Below are 17056 nucleotides of genomic sequence, written 5' to 3'. Positions count from 1 at the left end.
ACGCCTGTATAGGACACCTACATTGCTAACGCAACCGGAACCCGGGCTGTCGCGAACGGAACAGTCCCGCCTGCCGCTCCGGGGGGAGGTTGCCGAGCGCGACCAGGTGCGGCGCCTCGGCGAACCCCCGCTGCACGGCCGCCTCCTTGGCCGCCCAGAGCGCGCGGACCGTGCCCTGCACCCCTTGTGCCGGATACCCGGCGATGACCTCGGCGGCGGCGGTCGCGGCCGCCAACGCCCCACCGGGCGCGGTGAGTTCGGTGACCAGCCCGATGGCGTGGGCGCGCTCGGCGGACAGCCTCTCCGCCGTCCCCATGAGCGCCGTCCGCGCGGCCTCCCCGTGCGGCATGAGCTGCGCCATGAGCACCGACTCGTAGGCGCTGACCATCCCGTAGGTGGTGTGCGGGTCGAAGAAGGTGGCGCTCGGGTCGGCGACGAGGAAGTCGCACTCGCCGAGGAGGTAGAAGGCGCCCCCGCAGGCCATCCCGTTCACGGCCGCGATGACCGGCTTCCACAGGTCGTTGGCCTTAGGCCCGACGCGCAGGAGCGGATCGTCCGTCATATAGGGGGAGTCCGGCTGCGGCACCTCGGCGTCCCGGTCGAGACCGGTGCAGAAGGCCCGCTCCCCGGCACCGGTGAGCACGACCGCCCGTACGGAGTCGTCGAACCGCAACTCCTGCCAGTAGGAGACGAGTTCGTCCCGCATCTCCAGGTCGACGGCGTTCAGCCGGTGCGGCCGGTCCAGGGTGACGACGGCGACGCCGGTGTCCTTGTCGGCGGTGACCCGCAGTCCGGTCACGACAGTACCCACTGCGGAAGCCCGTCGGAGAACACCATGTGCACCCGGGCGCCGATCCGGATCCGGCCCGGGTCAAGGGAGTTGAGCGCGGCCCCGGCCGCGGTGACCAGATTGCCGACCAGCCGAATCCGGGGGGCCTCCTCCAGCTCGACCACGACCACGTTGTACGGCGCCTGCGCCGCGTAGTCGGGCAGGAGGGGCGGGTGGGGGACGACGTAGGACCAGATCCGGCCGCGCCCGGAGACCTGGCGCCACTCGGTCTCGAAGGACTGGCAGTGGGGGCAGCAGGGGCGGGGCGGGAAGCGGAGTTCACCGCAGTCGGCGCAGGCCTGGACGCGGAGTTCGCGCCGGGCGGCGTACTCCCAGAAGGGGGCGCCCGTGGCGTCCTTCACCGGTTCGAGCATGTCAGCTCCCGTGGGTCCGGTTGGTCAGCAGCAGGGCGGAGGTGGGCACGCCCTCGCCGGCGGTGACGAGGCAGGTCGCGGCGTCCGGGACCTGGGCGGTGCTGGTGCCGCGCAGCTGCCGTACGCCCTCGTCGATGAGGTTGAAGCCGTGCACGTAGGCCTCGGAGAGCCCACCGCCCCCGGTGTTGATCGGCAGCCGTCCGCCGATCTCCAGGGCCCCTCCCTCGGTGAAGGCGCCGCCCTCGCCGCGGCCGCAGAAGCCGTAGCCCTCCAGGGAGAGCGGGACGAGGGAGGTGAACGCGTCGTAGATCTGGGCCACGTCGACGTCCTGCGGGGTGAAGTCGGCGTGTTTCCACAGGTGCCGGGCGGCGGTCCAGGCGGGGCCGGTGAGGGGGTCGTCGTTCCAGTAGTTGACCATGCCGTGGTGCTGGGCGGGCAGGCCCTGGGCGGCGGAGTGGACGTAGACGGGGGTGTTCGGACAGTCGCGGGCGCGCTCCCGGCTGACCAGGACACAGGCCAGCGCCCCGTCGGTCTCCAGGCAGTTGTCGAAGAGGCACAGGGGTTCGCTGATCCAGCGGGAGGTCATGTACATCTCGCGGGTCAGCGGGCGGTCGTACATGATCGCGGCGGGGTTCTGGTTGGCGCGGTTGCGGCAGGCGAGGGCGACGTTGAAGAGGTGGTCGCGGGTCGCGCCGTACTCGTGCATGTAGCGGCGGGTGAGCATGGCGATCTCGTCGGCGGGACGGAGCAGGCCGAAGGGTCTCGTCCACTGGGCGGGGGTGGGGAGTTGAACGGTGGTGTTGGTCCAGGGGCGGGGGCCGGACCCGCGCTTCCGGGACCGCCAGGCGACCCCGACCGTGGCCTGGCCGCTGGCTATCGCCGCCGCGAGGTGGGCGACCGTGGCGCACGAACCGCCGCCGCCGTAGCCGACCTTGCTGAAGAAGGTGAGGTCGCCGAAGCCGACGGCCTTCGCCAGCTCGACCTCGTCCGTCTCCTCCATGGTGTACGAGGTCAGGGCGTCGACCTCGCCGGGGGCGATCCCGGCGTCGTCGAGGGCGGCGAGCACGGCCCGGCAGGCCAGGGTTCTCTCGTCCTCGGCGAGGTTCTTGGCGAACGGGGTCCGTCCGATGCCCACGATCGCCGTGGCGTCCTTGAGGGTCACGCTGCACGCACCTCCGCACACTGTGAGGCCTGCTGACAGCCCGTCAGGGTACAGCTAATCTGACGGGTAGTCAGCTCATGCGTTTGCGCTCGTTCTGTGTTCGGGGAGGCCGATGTGGAGTGGCGGAGCATCCCGGAGCTGGTCGGCTGGGCCGCACGGCGGTACACCGCCACGGAGGCGGTCGTGGAGGGCCGGCAGCGGGTCACGTACGGCGAGTTGGGCGCCCGCGTGGAGCGCGCGGCGGCCGCGTGCGTCGCGAACGGCGTGCGGCCGGGCGACCGGGTGGCCGTCTGGGCGCCCAACTCCCTGGACTGGATGGTCTCGGCGCTGGGCGCGGTGTCGGCGGGCGCGGTCCTGGTGCCCCTGAACACCCGCTTCAAGGGCACCGAGGCGGCGGACGTGCTGCGCAGGAGCGGCACCCGGCTGCTGTTCATCACCGGGACCTTCCTGGGCACCTCGTATGTGGCGTCCCTGCGCAGGGCGGTCGCGGAGGGCCCGGGACTGCCGGACCTGGAGCAGGTGGTGGTGCTGTCGGACGACGCCCCCGCCGACTACCGCACCTGGAAGGACTTCCTGGCGAGCGGGGACGGGGTGGGGGAGGCGGAGGTGCGGGCGCGAGCCGACGCGGTGTCTCCGGACTGGCCCTCGGACATCGTCTTCACGTCCGGTACCACCGGCCGCCCCAAGGGCGCGGTGATCACCCACGAGCAGACGCTGCGGGCGTACGACGTCTGGTGCGAGCTGGCCGGGTTGCGGCACGGCGACCGCTATCTGATCGTCAACCCCTTCTTCCACACCTTCGGTTACAAGGCCGGAGTGCTCGCCTGTCTGATGCGGGGCGCGACGATGATCCCGCAGCCGGTCTTCAGCGTCGACACCGTGCTGGCGAACATCGCGGCCGAACGGATCTCGGTGCTGCCCGGTCCGCCCACCCTCCACCAGTCCCTCCTGGACCACCCGGCGCGCACCTCCCACGACCTGTCCGCGCTGCGCCTGGTGGTGACCGGCGCGGCGGTCGTCCCGCTCCGGCTGGTCGAGCAACTGCACGGCGAACTGGGCGTGGAGACCGTCCTGACCGCCTACGGCCTCTCGGAGGCGAGCGGCATCGTCACGATGTGCCGGCGCGGCGACCCGCTGCCGGTGATCGCGTCGACGTCGGGCCGGGCCATCCCCGGCACCGAGGTGCGGGTGGCGGCACCGCCCGGGCAGCCCGGCGAGGTCCTGGTCCGCGGCTTCAACGTGATGCGCGGCTACTACGAGGACGAGGCGGCCACCGCGGAGGCGGTCACGGAGGACGGCTGGCTGCGCACCGGCGACATCGGCGTCCTGGACGAGGCGGGCAACCTCCGCATCACCGACCGCCTGAAGGACATGTTCATCGTCGGCGGCTTCAACGCCTACCCGGCGGAGATAGAGCAACTCCTGGGCCTGCACCCGGCGGTGGCCGACGTGGCCGTCGTCGGCGTCCCGGACGCCCGCCTCGGCGAGGTCGGCAGGGCGTACGTGGTCCGCCGCCCGGGCTCCGTCCTGACCGCCGACGACCTGATCGCCTGGTCCCGCCGGGAGATGGCGAACTACAAGGTGCCGAGGTCGGTGGAGTTCGTGACGGCGCTGCCGAGGAACGCGAGCGGGAAGGTGGTGAAGGGGGAGCTGCGGCGGCTCTGAACCCGGTGTCTGCCCGTACCCGGAGACTCCAGGGGTGAGGTGCGGGCCCGTGCGCCTTACCGGCTGGTGCCGCCGTGGCGTCGCCGGCGTCGGCTGTACTCGGTGATGGCCTGCCACAGATCACGCCGGTCGACGTCGGGCCAGTAGCCGGGGGTGAAGTACAACTCGGCGTACGTGGTGTGCCAGGGAAGGAAGTTGGAGGTGCGCTGTTCGTTGCCGGTGCGCCACAGCAGGTCGACGTCCGGCATGTCGGGGTGGGGCAGGTGGCGGGCGAAGTCGTCCTCACCGATGAGGCAGGGGTCGATGTCGCCTGCGTGGGCTGCCCGGGCGAGGGCTGCGGCTGTCCGTGTGATCTCGTCACGGCCGCCGTAGTTGATGCAGACGGTGAGGGTCAGGCCGGTGCGGTCGCGGGTGCGGCGCTCCTCGCGCAGGAGAGCCTGGACGAGCTCGTCGGGCAGTTTGTCGGGGTGACCCAACCAGCGCTGGCGTACGTCGAGGTCACGGATGGGTCCCTCGTCGAGGTCGCGTCGGATCGCTTCCAGGATCCTGGTGATCTCCTCGGTGTCGCGTTTCCAGTTCTCGGTGGAGAACGCGTAGAGGGTCAGGTGACGCAGGCCGATCTCCAGGGCGCCGTAGACCATCTCGTGGGCGGCGGCGTTGCCGGCGAGATGGCCTTCCGGGCGGGGCAGGCCGCGCTGCTCGGCCCAGCGGCCGTTGCCGTCCATGATGACCGCCACGTGGGCGGGCATCCGGTCGGCCGCGATCTGCGGGGGCCGGGCGCCGGCGGGGTGCGGTGGCGGGGGCCGAAGGGTGGTGCTGTCGGCTTCAGGGCTCGGACCGCTCACGGTCACCGCGGGTCGTCGGGGCCCGGGCCCGGTCAGGGGCGTCAGGCTCCAGGCCAGTCTCGCGCGGATGCGGGCGGGGGCGAGGACGCGGGTGCGGGCCACGAGAGACGGGCGCGGGGCGCTCTTGAGCAGGGAGGGGCCGGCCGCGTCGACGGCATCGAGCTGGGCGCGCATCAGGCAGGCGGCCGTGTCGAGCACGATGGCGGCACCCGGGTGCATACCTGTGGTCATGGCGGGCCTGGTCACCCATTGACGGGCCAGAGCCGTCAGCTCCCGGATCAAAGCCGCTGCGGCCGGACTCCAGCCCCCTTGCCGCAAGGCGTCCTCGGCGCCGGGGAAGGCGTCAAGGGCCTCCTGGGGCAGCAGCAGGTCGCCCTGGGCGAGATCGGCGCCCAGGTCGGTGAGGGCATCGGTGAGCTGGGCGCCGTCGATGAACCGCTGGTAGTCCTGCTGCCGGTCCAGCCGGAGCGTCATCGGCACTCCGGCCCGTTCGAACAGGTGCCGTACCTGGTCGACCCAGGGCACGACCCCCTCGCTGCACCAGGACCGCCACGCGGCCCAGTCGGCGAAGTGCCGGCCGCGGGTGTCATCGCGTGTGCTGTTCATGGCGCCTCGCAGGCCGGTCAGGTCAAGGCGCCATCGCAGGGCGGTGTCCACCAGGGCGTGCCGGACCGGGTCCCCGCTCGTGCCGGCCGCCAGGTCGCACCGCAGGGCTTGGGTCCACGCTTCGACGCGGGCCGCACGTTCGGCCGGCTCCGCATCCCGCTGGTCGGCCAGATCGTCCAGGGCGGTCGCTGCCGCCCACAGGGCCCATCCGGCCGGGCGCAGCACGCTCGGCATCAGCTGGATGAGGACGTAGATCCCGGGATCGTGCTGCCGTGCGATGCGTCGGCACAGCCGGTACGCGGCCCGCAGAGACGGGTCGTCGCCGGTGGGCGGGCGGTGGGTGGGCCGCCCTCGTCGTGGCGGCGGAGCGGCGTCGGGGTCTGCCGTGGCGGAGTGTGTGGTGGGGCGCATGTCGGGAGCCGGGACCTCAGTGTGCTTCCGTGCCGGACGCCTTGGCCGACGGGCCGGCGGTCCGGCGCGGTGCGGGAACGCCGGCCTTGCCGCCTCCCGGCCCGGGCGGCGGAGCAGAGGGGTCCGGCAGGCAGGTGCGGGTGCTGTGGCGGAAGCCCAGCAGGGCGACAAGGGCGGCCAGTGCGAACCAGGTGAGCTGGAGGGCCAGATGCCCGGGGACCGGGCTGGTGGAGAACCCGGCCGCCGTACTGGCCTGCATGGCCCCGTACGAGGGCAGGTAGCGCATGACCGGGTTGTCAGCCCCGGAACTGGTGATGGGGTTCTGCAGCGCGAGATCGATGATGCTGGTCATCACGATGGCGAACATCCCCTCGACTTCCCGTCGCAGCAGGGACCCGAAGACGACTCCCAGGGCGCCGTAGGTGAGTCCGGCACAGAACAGGGAGGCGGCGAGCAGGAGGGGCTGGCGGGGGGTCCAGGCCAGGCAGATGACGGCGGTGGCATACGCGGCCACCGCCGCCGAGACCAGAGCCAGAGCGGTGACTTTCGCCAGGACCAGGTGGGCGCGGGGGTAGCCGGCCATCGCCAGGCGGCGGTCGAAGCCGCTGCCGGAGAAGGTGGCGGCGAACATCATGAAACCGGTGATCAGGGTGACGGCGTTGAGCGCTCCGCTGATCGCGGTCAGTTCATTGCCGTGCGGGGCCAATGCTTCCCCGGTGGCGCGAAGCCGCATCCTGGCCGGGGCGTCGGGCATCGCCAGGTACGCCAGGGAGGTCCATACCGGGACGAACAGGATCACCAGCATCATGGCGAACCGGTTCCGGCCGTGTTCGAGGAGCGTGAACCGGGTGGCGACAGCGAAGCGGGTCAGGTGAAACCTCACGCGGCGGCCCCCTCCTTGTCCGCGCGCAGCATTCCGCCGTCCAGGCGCCACAACTCGTCCAGGCGCTCGATGTCGTACGCGAGGTGGGAGACGACCAGGACCGAGCGCCCCGCGTCCCGCAGCCGCGCGGCCAGATCCCAGAACCGCTGGTAGGTGTCCCAGTCGAAGCCCTGATACGGCTCGTCCAGCAACAGGACCTGCGGATCGTGCATGAGCGCCAGCGTCACGTTCAACTTCTGCCGCGTGCCGCCACTGAGAACCCCGGCCCGCTCATCGGCGTATCCGGTCAAGCCCAGTACGTCCATGATCTCTTCGGCATGGCGCACATCGGTGAGACGGTAGGCCGTCCGGAAGAACGTCAGGTGCTGCCGGACGGTCAGCGCGTCATTGAGGACCACGTGCTGTGGGCAGTAGCCGAACCGGCCGCCATGACGTACCGATCCCCGTGTGGGCCGCAGTTCGCCGGACAGGATCTTCAGCAGCGTGGACTTGCCGGCGCCGTTCTCCCCGACGATCCCGCACAGAGTTCCGGCCCGCAGCCGCAGGTCGACACCCCGCAGGACCACACGCCGACGGTAGGCATGATGCACCTGCCTGATCTCCATGCCCGGCTTCCCCCGTCATCCTGGACCGACCGTGACCGCATGGCCTAACGCTTCGCAACGCGTCACGGACACGGGGCCCGTACCGCCCGGCGCCGGCGCCGGAGATGAGCTCCGGCCGAGGCGTAGACCGGGAGCATCACTGCGGGAGGGGTACTGACGGCGTCTTTGGTGAACTCGCCGTAGGTGCCGAGAGCGGCTTCCGGCTGATCTGCACCGGGCCGGTGGCGTTCCAGGGGGTGCAGGTGCAGTCTCTGGTGCCCACGAGTTGATCGCCTGTCGGAGGGAACCGGCGACCCAGATGGCACCAGTCGCGGGCTCGGCCTCATGCGAGGTGCGCTGAGGGATGTGCACGCCCCCGCCCCGCCCCCCGACCGCCCCCGGACACGCCTCGGCCGCGACGGCTCCCCCTCCGCGCCGCCGCGGCCGATCCCCGTGCGAGAAAGCAGTCCGATCAGACGGGCTCGTCCGTGGCGTGGATGTTGTCCGTGCCGGCCTCGGCCGTGCCCTCGTCCGCCTTGACCGTGGTGGCCTTGAGCGGCTCGCTCGTCGCGTGGATGTTGTCCGTGCTCACCGGCGTCTCGTCCTCGACGTCGGTGGCGTGGATGTTGTCGGTGGTGTTCTCGTCGCTCATGGACTGCCTCCCCGTTTCGGATGCCTGATCTGTTGCCCGGCCCGGCGACTCCCCCGAGGGTCGCCGGGCCGGTGGTGCGACCGCTCACCGTAGTGCAACGGTCCAGGTCGACCCGTCTGCCCCCCGACGCGACGGAACGACAGGACGAGAATGCCGGGCGCCGATAAACGAACGATGAACGCCCGCCGCCGCACCCGACGACACCCGTCCCCACGGTCAGTCGAGACAGAACTCGTTGCCCTCGACGTCCCGCATCACGACGCACGACTCGTCGTACTCGTCGGCGAGCAGCACGCGCTCGCGTGTCGCCCCGAGCGCGACCAGCCGCGCGCACTCGGCCTCCAGGGCGGCGAGCCGCTCCTCACCCTCGAGCCCGGTGCCGACCCGTACGTCGAGGTGCACCCGGTTCTTGACGGCCTTGCCCTCGGGGACGCGCTGGAAGTACAGCCGTGGACCCACGCCCGAAGGGTCCTGGCAGACGAACCCGGCCCCCTGCCGCTCGGGCGGCAGCGTGCGCTCGTAGTCGGCCCAGTCGGCGAAACCCTCGGGCGGCGGCGGTACGACGTACCCGAGCACCTCGCACCAGAAGCGGGCCACGCGCTCGGGTTCGGCGCAGTCGAAGGTGACCTGGATCTTCCTGATCGTTGGCATCGGCGCACCCTACAAGGGGGCGCAGGCCCGCCCTACGCCAGTGCCAGCGGGGAGAGCAGGGCGCGGACCGAGTCCGCCTCCGGGGCGTCGAGGGTCTCGAACAGGTCCAGGGCCTCACGCCAGCAGACCTGCGCCCGGCCGGACTGGCCGATGCCGTTCAGCGCGTGGCCGAGGACCACGAGGACGTTGGCCCGGCGCCAGTCGCCGCCGATGCCGCGCAGCACGGTCAGGGCGGTCTCGGCGTTCGAGGCGGCCTGCGCCGGGCGCAGGGCGGCCAGGTCGGCCTCCGCCAGGCGGAACATGGTCATGCCCTCCCACAGCCGCTGACGGCTGTCCTGGAACACCGTCAGGGCCTCCTGGAGGCGCGCGGTCGCCTCCGGCAGGCTGCCGTGCTGGGTGAGCGCGAGGCCCAGCGCGTAGCGGGCGTTGGCGCCCTTGAGGGCGTGACCCATGGCGTCGTACATCTCCATGCCCTGCCGGGCGAGCGAGACCGCGCTCTCGGTCCGGCCGCCCGCCAGGTGGACGCGGGAGAGGTTGCACAGGGCGCTCGCCTCGCCCGTGGGGTCGTCGCAGGCGCGGAAGCCCTCGATGGCCCGGGTGAGGTGGGCCTCGCCGTCGTCGTTGCGGCTCTGGTACACCGCGATCACGCCGAGGATGTTGTTCGCCCAGCTGCCCGCCAGCGGATCGCTGGAGGCGACGGTCAGTTCGTGGGCGCCGGCGGCCTCCTCGTCGGCCAGGTCGAAGCGGCCGGTGACGCTGTGGGCGTAGGCCAGTGTGATCAGCGCGCGGGCCTCCGCCGCCGGGTCGCGGGCCTCCCGTGCGGCCTCGCGCAGGGCCGAGGCGACTCCTTCGTACGCCTTGGAGTTGGTGCCGGACTCCGCGAGGTCCACGGCGGCCCACAGCAGGTCGACCGCGCGCCGCAGGAACCCGGACCCGGCGGACTGGCGTACGCAGGCGAGGAGCGAGACCGCCTCCGCGTACAGCCAGTCCTGGGCCGCGTGCCGGTCGGCGAAGGCCAGTCCCGGGTACTCCGGGGTGGCCAGGTGGTCCACCAGCCGGTCCCCGGGCCGTTCGATCAGGTACACGCCCGCGACGGTGGCGAGGTAGAAGTCGAGGAGCCGGGACAGGGCCGCCGCGCGCTCGCTGGGCGGCCACTCGTCGCGTTCGGCGCACGCACGCGCGTAGAGCCGTACGAGGTCGTGGAAGCGGTAGCGGCCGGGCGCCGCCGACTCCAGCAGTGAGGTGTCGACCAGGGACTCCAGGAGGTCCTCGGTGTCCTCGACGGGCAGGTCCAGTACGGCGGCCGCCGCGGCGAGCGAGATGTCCGGGCCGTCGGCGAGGCCCAGCAGGCGGAAGGCGCGGGCCTGGGCGGGCTCCAGCTGGCCGTAGCCGAGTTCGAAGGTGGCCTTGACCGCGAGATCGCCGGCCTGGAGTTCGTCGAGGCGGCGGCGCTCGTCGGCGAGCTTGGCCGCGAGGACGGACACGGTCCAGGTGCGGCGGGCCGCCAGCCGGGAGGCGGCGATGCGGATGGCGAGCGGGAGGAAACCGCAGGCGCCGACCACGTCCAGGGCGGCCTTGCGCTCGGAGGCGACCCGCTCCTCGCCGACGATCCTCGTGAACAGCTGGAGCGCCTCCTCCGGGGACATGACGTCCAGGTCGACGAGGTGCGCCCCGGCCAGATCCACCATCCGCACCCGGGAGGTCACCAGGGCCGCGCAGCCCTCCGTGCCCGGCAGCAGGGGCCGTATCTGGGCCGCGTCGCGCGCGTTGTCGAGCAGGACGAGGACCCGGCGGCCGTCGAGGACCGAGCGGTACAGGGCGGCCCGCTCCTGGAGGGAGTCGGGGATCGCGGAGTCCGGGGTGCCGAGGGCTCTGAGGAAGGCGCCCAGGACCGTCTCCGGGTCGGCCGCCCGGGAGCCGGCGCCCTGGAGGTCGACGTAGAGCTGCCCGTCGGGGAAGGCCGGGCGGGCCTGGTGGGCCACGTGCACGGCGAGGGTCGTCTTGCCGACGCCGCCGATGCCGGCCAGCGCGGAGACCGCCATCACGCGGCCCTCGGAGCCGGAGGCGAGCGCCTCGCTCAGCTCGGTGACGAAGGACGCGCGGCCGGTGAAGTCCGGGACCGTGGCGGGGAGTTGTGCGGGGCGGACGGGGGTGGCGACCGGTTCGGGCTGCGCGGAGGAGGGGGCCGCGAGGCCGGGGTCGGCCTGGAGGATGCGCTGCTGGAGCTCGCGCAGGCCGGGGCGCGGGTCGACGCCGAGTTCGTCGGCGAGCAGGCGGCGGGTGTCGGCGTAGACCGCGAGTGCCTCCGCCTGCCGGCCGGAGCGGTACAGGGCCAGCATGAGCAGCTCGCGCAGGCGCTCGCGCAGGGGGTGTTCGGCGGTGAGGGCGGTCAGTTCGGAGACCGCCTCCGCGTGGCAGCCCTGCTCCAGGTCCATGTCCAGGCGGGATTCGAGGAGTTGCAGCCGCCACTCCTGGAGGCGCACGCGCTGTGCCTCGGCGTACGGCCCCGGCACCCCCGCAAGCACCTCGCCGTCCCACAGGGCCAGCGCCCGGCCCAGCACCTCACGGGCGTGGCACAGGTCCCCGGCCCCGCGGGCCTTCTCCGCCTCGGCGGCCAGCTCCTGGGCGGCGGCGAGGTCGAGCGCGTGCTCACCGAGCGCGCGGATCGCGTAACCGCCGGACTCGCTGACCAGGATGCCGGGATCGAGGATCTTCCGGAGCCGGGAGGCGTAGGTGCGCACGGCGGCCAGCGCCTGCGACGGGGGCTCCTCGCCCCACAGGGCGTCGATCAGCTCGGCCGCGGTCGCGGTACGGCCCTCACGCAGCAACAGGGCGGCGAGCAGGGCGCGTTGCTGGGGGGAGCCGGTGTTCAGCAGCTCCGCGCCGCGCCGCGCCCGCACCGGACCGAGCACGCTGAAGCGCAGCGGCGCGGACTCCGCCGTGGAGCCCGTGTCCTCCCCGGCCCCCGCCGGGGAGCCGGGACGCCTCTGCTCCGGCACCCGCGGTACACCGTCCATCGCCGTCCCCCTAGGGCCTGTTTACAACCCGGTCAGTTTGCCTTGTCCATGGCGGATGCGTCAGCTGTGGAGAGCCTGATCACAGGAGGACGCGCGGGAAGTCACAAGACCCACACCCTCTCTCCGCGCACTTCCGCACAGGAACGCCCGCGAGGCGCCCGCCGGCACCGGCTCTCTGACACGACACCGGGAGCGGGGCGGACGGTTCCGGGCGGGCACGCGCACGACAGCTGACGGACCGTCAGATCGGCGCTACCGTGAGCGCCATGGAGACCACGACGGCACTTCCGAAGATCATTTCCGTCGACGACCACACGGTGGAGCCCTCCGACGTCTGGCAGAACCGGCTCCCGAAGAAGCACCTCGACACCGGCCCCCGGATCGTCCGCGCCCCGCTGAAGGAGATCAGCTTCCTCGGCGGCCGCTTCAAGCCCGTGATGGGCGAGCCCGGCGACGACGGCCCGCTCGGCGACTGGTGGCTGTACGAGGGACTCCAGCGCCCGCTCACCCGCCTCGACACGGCGGTCGGCTACAGCAGGGACGAGATCAAGCTGGAGGTGATCACGTACGAGCAGATGCGCCCCGGCTCCTACGACGTCCCGCAGCGCCTCGCCGACATGGACGTCAACCACGTCCAGTCGGCCGTCTGCTTCCCGACCTTCCCGCGCTTCTGCGGCCAGACCTTCACCGAGGCCAAGGACCACGAACTGGGCCTGCTGTGCGTCCAGGCCTACAACGACTGGATGGTGGAGGAGTGGTGCGGCCCCCAGGCGCAGGGCCGTCTCATACCGCTCACCCTCATCCCGCTGTGGGACGCCGAGTTGGCCGCCACCGAGGTCCGCCGCAACGCGGCCCGGGGCGTCCGCGCGGTCGCCTTCTCGGAGATACCCCCGCACCTGGGCCTGCCCTCCGTCCACTCCGACGACTGGGACCCCTTCCTCGCCGCCTGCGACGAGACCGGCACGGTCATCGCGATGCACATCGGCTCCAGCAGCCGTATGCCCTCCACCTCCGCCGACGCCCCGCCCGCCGTCGGTTCCACGATCACCTTCGCCAACTGCTGCTTCTCGATGGTCGACTGGCTGATGAGCGGCAAGTTCGAGCGCTTCCCGAACCTCAGGATCATGTACGCCGAGGGCCAGATCGGCTGGATCCCCTACATCCTGGAGCGCGCCGACGTCGTCTGGGAGGAGAACCGCGGCTGGGGCGGCGTCGCCGACAAGGTCCACCGCCCGCCGTCCGAGCTCTTCACCGAGCACATCTACGGCTGCTTCTTCGACGACGCCTTCGGCCTGCGCAACCTGGACTCCATCGGCGTCGGCAACGTCCTCTACGAGACCGACTACCCCCACTCCGACTCCACCTGGCCGAAATCGAGGGAGGTCGGCGAGGCGCAGATGGGGCACCTGGCGCCGGACGTGGTCGAGAAGATCGTCCGCGGGAACGCCATCGAGCTGCTCGGCCTGACGGACGATGGGCTGTGGGCGGGGCCGGGGACCCGGTGAAACCACCGAGCCCGCCGTCCCGCCCACGCGCGTCTGCTACCTCAGGTTCGCCAGATTGCGCAGAGCCTGGTAGCTGCCGTTGAACACGTTCTCATCGGTCTTGGCCGGGACGCCCGGCACCGTGGCTTTCTCAGTGAACTGCCAGAAGTGCCAGCCGGTGCCGCCGGGCAGCGCGGGCGGCGGGTTGTTGCTGTAACGGGCCAGCCGGACCCGGTACTTGCCGAGTGCCTTGCTGCCCGCCATGCAGTGGTTCACATAGGAGCGCTGCGTGTAGACGACGGGCTCCACGCCCGTCGCCGCCTCGACCCGGTTGAGGAAGGCGAGAACCCGCGACTCGAAGGCTCCGGGGCCCACCTTGCAGGGGCCCTCAAGGTCGAGTTCCAGGGGAAGTTGGTAGGGCTGGTGGCCGTCCAGGTGCTGCCTGCCCACCGTGCTCAGGAAGTGGTCGGCCTGGAGACGACCGTCCTGTGCGGGATCGAAGTAGTGGTACGCGGTGTGGATCATCCGGACGCTGCGCGCCCCGGCCAGGTCGCGGACGAACCAGGGGCTGACGGTTCGGGTGCCCTCGGTGGCCTTGACGGATACGAATTTCTGACCGCTTCGGCTGACCCTTCCCCAGTCGATGGCCTTGTTGCCCGGGTGCTGGTAGCGGGAGATGTCGATGCCGTGCACGGAGTAGGCGCCGGGGCCGAGGGCTGCGGGGGACTCCGCGGCGGGGGCGGCCGTCACTGCGCCGGTCAGGGCGAGGACGGCCGCCACGGCGGTCAGGGCGGCGCGGGTGAGCCGGCGGTGGGTTCGCATGGGAGGAGCTCCATTCGGTCGGACCGTGGAGCGCTCGTACGTTGATCGGGTACGGCGCCTGATCACGGCTGTGCTGAACGGAACCCAAGCTCCCGTGCCCGCTGTCCCGGGCGCCTGATGCGGATGTCCCGTTCGATCCCGGCCGAGTCGTCAGTCGAGCTGCAGGGGCAGCAGCGCCCGTACGACGGTCCCGCGGGCCGATCCCTGGAGACCGCCGATCTCGCACCGCCCGCCGATCTCCTCCGCCCGCTCGCTCATCGAGGTCAGGCCGACCCCCTCTCGGCGAGGATTCGCGGGCAGGCCGTGGCCGCTGTCGGTGATCTCCAGCACCAGTCGCTCGTCCTCCTCGGCCACGCGCAGCACGAGCTGTGCCGTGTCGGCCCCGGAATGGCGGGCGGTGTTGGCCAGGGCCTCGGCCGCGATGCGGTATGCGGCCGTCTCGGTGGCGGCGGGCAGCTCGGGCAGGGTCTCGGGGACCGAGGTGACCACGGTCAGGGACGTGGTGTCGAAGCGGGCGGCGAGTGCGGTCAGCGCGGCGGCGAGACCGCAGTCGTCCAGGACCGGCGGACGCAGGTCGTCGATGATGCGACGCACCTCGTCGAGGCTCCGCGCCGCCTCGCCGCTCGCCGCCTCCACGAGGGAGCGGGTGCCGGAGGCGGGCTCCAGCACACTGGCTGCCGCGTCGAGTTGCAGACGCATCCCAGCGAGCGTCGGACCCAGGTCGTCGTGCAGATCGCGGCGCAGTCGCCGCCGCTCCTCCTCGCGGGCCGAGACCACACGCTCCCTGCTGATGCGCAGTTCCTCGCGCAGACCGATCGCCGAGACGACCGGGCCGAGCTGATCGGTGACGACGTCGAGGGCGGCGCGGTCGTTGGCGTCGAGCGTGCGCTGGCCGGGACGGAGCTGCACGCTGAGCATGCCCACGCGCTCACCCCGGTCCAGCAGGTCAAGGTGTACGACGGCGGCGTCCGGATCTTCCTCGCCCGCGCGCGCGAGTACCTGGTCCCGGGTCCGGGTGTGCGCGGTGAGCTGCGCCGCGGGCAGCCCGAGCCGCCGTACGACCGTGCCGCAGAGCGCAACGGGTACCTCGTCGGCAGGGATGCGGTGACTGAGACTCTCTGCGAGGGCGCGGAGCATTTCGTAGGGCTTGGCGCGGCGGCCGTAGAGCAGTAGGTCCCCGGCCCGCCACAGCAGGCCGGCGGCCGGGCGCAGTGCGAGCACGCTCAGGGCGGCACTGGTGGCGGCGCTTTCGACCTCACCGAGGTTGAGCAGGCTGGAGAAGGCGAGGTAGAGGCCGTAGAAGGCGGAACTCAAGCCGATGGCGAGGCCCAGGACGATCAGCGTGCGGCGCAGGAAACGGTCGAAGGTGGTGAGGTCGTCGCGGAGAACGGCTGCCACGGAGATCAGGGCGAGGGAGAGTACGACCGCCGCGTTGAACAGGTACAGCAGCCATTGGACGAAATCGCGCTCGGCTCCGATGTCGTAGAGCTTGTCGGTGATCTGCATGGTCCAGTACGCGGTGTACCCGAGTGCACACACGCTGAGTTGACGATGCCTGAGCCCCGTGGAGGTCTTGAGCCGCCTGATCAGATCGACGAGGACGACGATGCTCAGCAGCCGGGGCATCCAGATGATGGCGTGCCCGATGTCGCCCCACCACGCCTGCTCGCGGGCAAGTACCCCCGCCTTCCAGGCCGGGTCGGTGACGTTCCAGCCGTAGTAGGGGATCGGCGCCAGATACAGGGAGTACACCACGACCATGGCTACTACGACCCATCGCCAGGACAAACGCTCCAGCCGTCCCTGGGGAAACCACAGGGGCAGCACGGCGAGCGATCCGTGCATGCCGAAGATCGCCATGCCTCTGAGGAGGGCGAGCAGCTCGGGAGGAAGGTGCCACCCGCCGTTCTTGGCGATGAAGTAGAGCACGCCTCCCAGGCCGTACACGCACATGCTCACAGCGCTCACCGTGAGTACCGTCCCCAGTCCACGCCGCCCGCCGGACCACAGAACCACCGTGGCCGCGGCGCCGAGGCAGAGGCCGAGGGCCAGCGCGCGCGCCGTCCACCAGCCGTAGTCGACGTATGGCTGCACGTCTCCGTGCTCTATGACCGCTACGACCGACGCGACGAGCAGAGACGTACAGATCCCGACGGGGAGCGCGGCCTGCCACGAGTCGGCACGCGTGCGTGCGGGAGGGAGACGTACGACGGACGGCGTTCGGGGTTCGGAGGGCGACTCCTGAGTGTCGAGCACATCAACAAGGTAGGGATCACTCCCATCCCGGAACCGCGCCAGATACCCGATTGAGTGAAATGAAGGGCATATCCGGTACGTACCAAACCTGTCCTCTAACGTGGCCGGATGCCGACGAACCCCAGCCCCATCACCGTCGTACTCGTCGACGACCACCCCCTCTTCCGCTTCGGCCTCCGCGCCGCCCTGGAGAGTGCCGACGACATCACCGTGGTCGGCGAGGGGGCCGACGCCGAGGAGGCGGTGCGGCTGACGCTTCAGGCCGCGCCGGACGTCGTACTCATGGATCTGGAACTCGGCGCACCAGGCGCCTCCGGCATCGAGGCGACCCGGCGGCTGTCCGTCGAGGCGCCGCAGATCGCGGTGCTCATGCTCACCATGTCCAAGGACGACGACCATCTGCTGGCCGCCGTGCGCGCCGGTGCCCGGGGCTATCTGGTGAAGGGCGCGGGGCGCGAGGAGGTGCTGTACGCCGTGCGGACCGCCGCGGCGGGGGGTGCGGTCTTCGGTGCCGGAGTCGCCGCACGGATCACGCAGTTGCTGACCGGCGCGGGGACGGCCCGGAACGCCGAGGTGCTCCCGCAGCTGACATCACGGGAGCGGGAGGTGCTCGACCTCGTGGCACGGGGCCTGGCCAATCACCGGATCGCCGGGGAACTGGGCCTCTCCGAGAAGACGGTGCGCAACCACGTCTCCCGGATCTTCGACAAGCTGCAGGTGACATGCCGGGCGGAGGCGGTCGCCCGAGCCCGCGACGCGGGCCTGGGCACCGCCTCCGACGGCTGACGCCTGACGGCTGACGGTTCGGGTGCGGC

General features: G+C 71.7%; 14 protein-coding genes. 3 read left to right on the top strand and 11 right to left on the bottom strand.

The features are described 5' to 3' along the window. Positions 1–25: 25 nt before the first annotated feature. The 3 genes from ACFYZ8_RS36345 to ACFYZ8_RS36335 are packed head-to-tail and all read right to left on the bottom strand — an operon-like array spanning position 26 to position 2365. The gene (locus ACFYZ8_RS36345) at positions 26–811 is read right to left on the bottom strand and encodes an enoyl-CoA hydratase/isomerase family protein (protein WP_388539249.1); all 786 of its coding nucleotides are present in this window, start codon (positions 809–811) and stop codon (positions 26–28) included. After that, positions 796–1203, bottom strand: a complete 408-nt coding sequence (locus tag ACFYZ8_RS36340) for a Zn-ribbon domain-containing OB-fold protein (RefSeq protein WP_388539252.1) — start codon at positions 1201–1203, stop codon at positions 796–798. The genes ACFYZ8_RS36345 and ACFYZ8_RS36340 overlap by 16 nt, the downstream gene beginning before the upstream one ends. A gap of 1 nt (position 1204) precedes the next feature. Beyond that, positions 1205–2365, bottom strand: a complete 1161-nt coding sequence (locus ACFYZ8_RS36335; protein ID WP_388539255.1) for a lipid-transfer protein — start codon at positions 2363–2365, stop codon at positions 1205–1207. A gap of 114 nt (positions 2366–2479) precedes the next feature. Between ACFYZ8_RS36335 and ACFYZ8_RS36330 the strand changes: the two genes are divergently transcribed. Continuing rightward, positions 2480–4030: a FadD3 family acyl-CoA ligase gene (locus ACFYZ8_RS36330; RefSeq protein WP_359032884.1), complete on the top strand. Its 1551-nt coding sequence runs from the start codon at positions 2480–2482 to the stop codon at positions 4028–4030. Positions 4031–4086: 56 nt separating this feature from the next. Here ACFYZ8_RS36330 and uppS read toward each other — a convergent pair whose 3' ends face one another. The 6 genes from uppS to ACFYZ8_RS36300 all read right to left on the bottom strand — a co-directional run bounded on the left by uppS (position 4087) and on the right by ACFYZ8_RS36300 (position 11679). Continuing rightward, positions 4087–5892, bottom strand: coding sequence for a polyprenyl diphosphate synthase (gene uppS / locus ACFYZ8_RS36325; protein WP_388539258.1), 1806 nt, complete (start codon positions 5890–5892; stop codon positions 4087–4089). A 16-nt stretch (positions 5893–5908) separates the two neighbouring features. Then, a complete protein-coding gene (locus ACFYZ8_RS36320) occupies positions 5909–6775 on the bottom strand; it encodes an ABC transporter permease (RefSeq protein ID WP_388539261.1) in 867 nt (288 codons plus the stop codon). Continuing rightward, entirely contained in the window at positions 6772–7380 is a 609-nt protein-coding gene (locus ACFYZ8_RS36315) for an ABC transporter ATP-binding protein (RefSeq protein WP_388539264.1), read from the bottom strand. Before ACFYZ8_RS36315 ends, ACFYZ8_RS36320 begins: the two co-directional genes overlap by 4 nt. Positions 7381–7831: 451 nt before the next feature. Then, entirely contained in the window at positions 7832–8011 is a 180-nt protein-coding gene (locus tag ACFYZ8_RS36310) for a hypothetical protein (RefSeq protein ID WP_388539266.1), read from the bottom strand. A gap of 216 nt (positions 8012–8227) precedes the next feature. Then, positions 8228–8662, bottom strand: coding sequence for a VOC family protein (locus ACFYZ8_RS36305; protein ID WP_359032894.1), 435 nt, complete (start codon positions 8660–8662; stop codon positions 8228–8230). A 32-nt stretch (positions 8663–8694) separates the two neighbouring features. Then, positions 8695–11679, bottom strand: a complete 2985-nt coding sequence (locus ACFYZ8_RS36300) for a BTAD domain-containing putative transcriptional regulator (protein ID WP_388539269.1) — start codon at positions 11677–11679, stop codon at positions 8695–8697. Between the two features lie 266 nt (positions 11680–11945). On the opposite strand from ACFYZ8_RS36300, the gene ACFYZ8_RS36295 reads away from it, so the two are divergent. Further along, a complete protein-coding gene (locus tag ACFYZ8_RS36295; RefSeq protein ID WP_388539272.1) occupies positions 11946–13184 on the top strand; it encodes an amidohydrolase family protein in 1239 nt (412 codons plus the stop codon). A gap of 36 nt (positions 13185–13220) precedes the next feature. Here the strand turns inward: ACFYZ8_RS36295 and ACFYZ8_RS36290 are convergent, their stop codons facing one another. Beyond that, positions 13221–13985, bottom strand: a complete 765-nt coding sequence (locus ACFYZ8_RS36290) for a glycoside hydrolase family 25 protein (protein WP_388539275.1) — start codon at positions 13983–13985, stop codon at positions 13221–13223. 150 nt (positions 13986–14135) lie between these two features. Further along, on the bottom strand, positions 14136–16241 hold the full coding sequence (locus tag ACFYZ8_RS36285; protein WP_388539278.1) for a sensor histidine kinase: 2106 nt from the start codon (positions 16239–16241) through the stop codon (positions 14136–14138). 108 nt (positions 16242–16349) lie between these two features. On the opposite strand from ACFYZ8_RS36285, the gene ACFYZ8_RS36280 reads away from it, so the two are divergent. Beyond that, positions 16350–17027 (top strand): response regulator, encoded by a 678-nt coding sequence (locus ACFYZ8_RS36280; protein ID WP_388539281.1) that lies wholly within the window; start codon positions 16350–16352, stop codon positions 17025–17027. The last annotated feature ends 29 nt before the right edge of the window (positions 17028–17056 follow it).

It is taken from the genome of Streptomyces sp. NPDC001668 (assembly GCF_042893155.1).
In the GTDB taxonomy this organism is placed as follows: domain Bacteria; phylum Actinomycetota; class Actinomycetes; order Streptomycetales; family Streptomycetaceae; genus Streptomyces.
The sequence above is the reverse complement of the archived record's forward strand: the minus strand, read 5'-3'. Positions and strand labels throughout refer to the sequence as shown.

What these genes read in the sequence shown, in the direction of transcription:
- ACFYZ8_RS36340 (WP_388539252.1), bottom strand. Translation starts at nt 1,203, where the DNA reads ATGCTCGAACCGGTGAAGGACGCCACGGGCGCCCCCTTCTGGGAGTAC.
- uppS (WP_388539258.1), bottom strand. Translation starts at nt 5,892, where the DNA reads ATGCGCCCCACCACACACTCCGCCACGGCAGACCCCGACGCCGCTCCG.
- ACFYZ8_RS36315 (WP_388539264.1), bottom strand. Translation starts at nt 7,380, where the DNA reads ATGGAGATCAGGCAGGTGCATCATGCCTACCGTCGGCGTGTGGTCCTG.
- ACFYZ8_RS36310 (WP_388539266.1), bottom strand. Translation starts at nt 8,011, where the DNA reads ATGAGCGACGAGAACACCACCGACAACATCCACGCCACCGACGTCGAG.
- ACFYZ8_RS36305 (WP_359032894.1), bottom strand. Translation starts at nt 8,662, where the DNA reads ATGCCAACGATCAGGAAGATCCAGGTCACCTTCGACTGCGCCGAACCC.
- ACFYZ8_RS36300 (WP_388539269.1), bottom strand. Translation starts at nt 11,679, where the DNA reads ATGGACGGTGTACCGCGGGTGCCGGAGCAGAGGCGTCCCGGCTCCCCG.
- ACFYZ8_RS36295 (WP_388539272.1), top strand. Translation starts at nt 11,946, where the DNA reads ATGGAGACCACGACGGCACTTCCGAAGATCATTTCCGTCGACGACCAC.
- ACFYZ8_RS36290 (WP_388539275.1), bottom strand. Translation starts at nt 13,985, where the DNA reads ATGCGAACCCACCGCCGGCTCACCCGCGCCGCCCTGACCGCCGTGGCG.
- ACFYZ8_RS36280 (WP_388539281.1), top strand. Translation starts at nt 16,350, where the DNA reads ATGCCGACGAACCCCAGCCCCATCACCGTCGTACTCGTCGACGACCAC.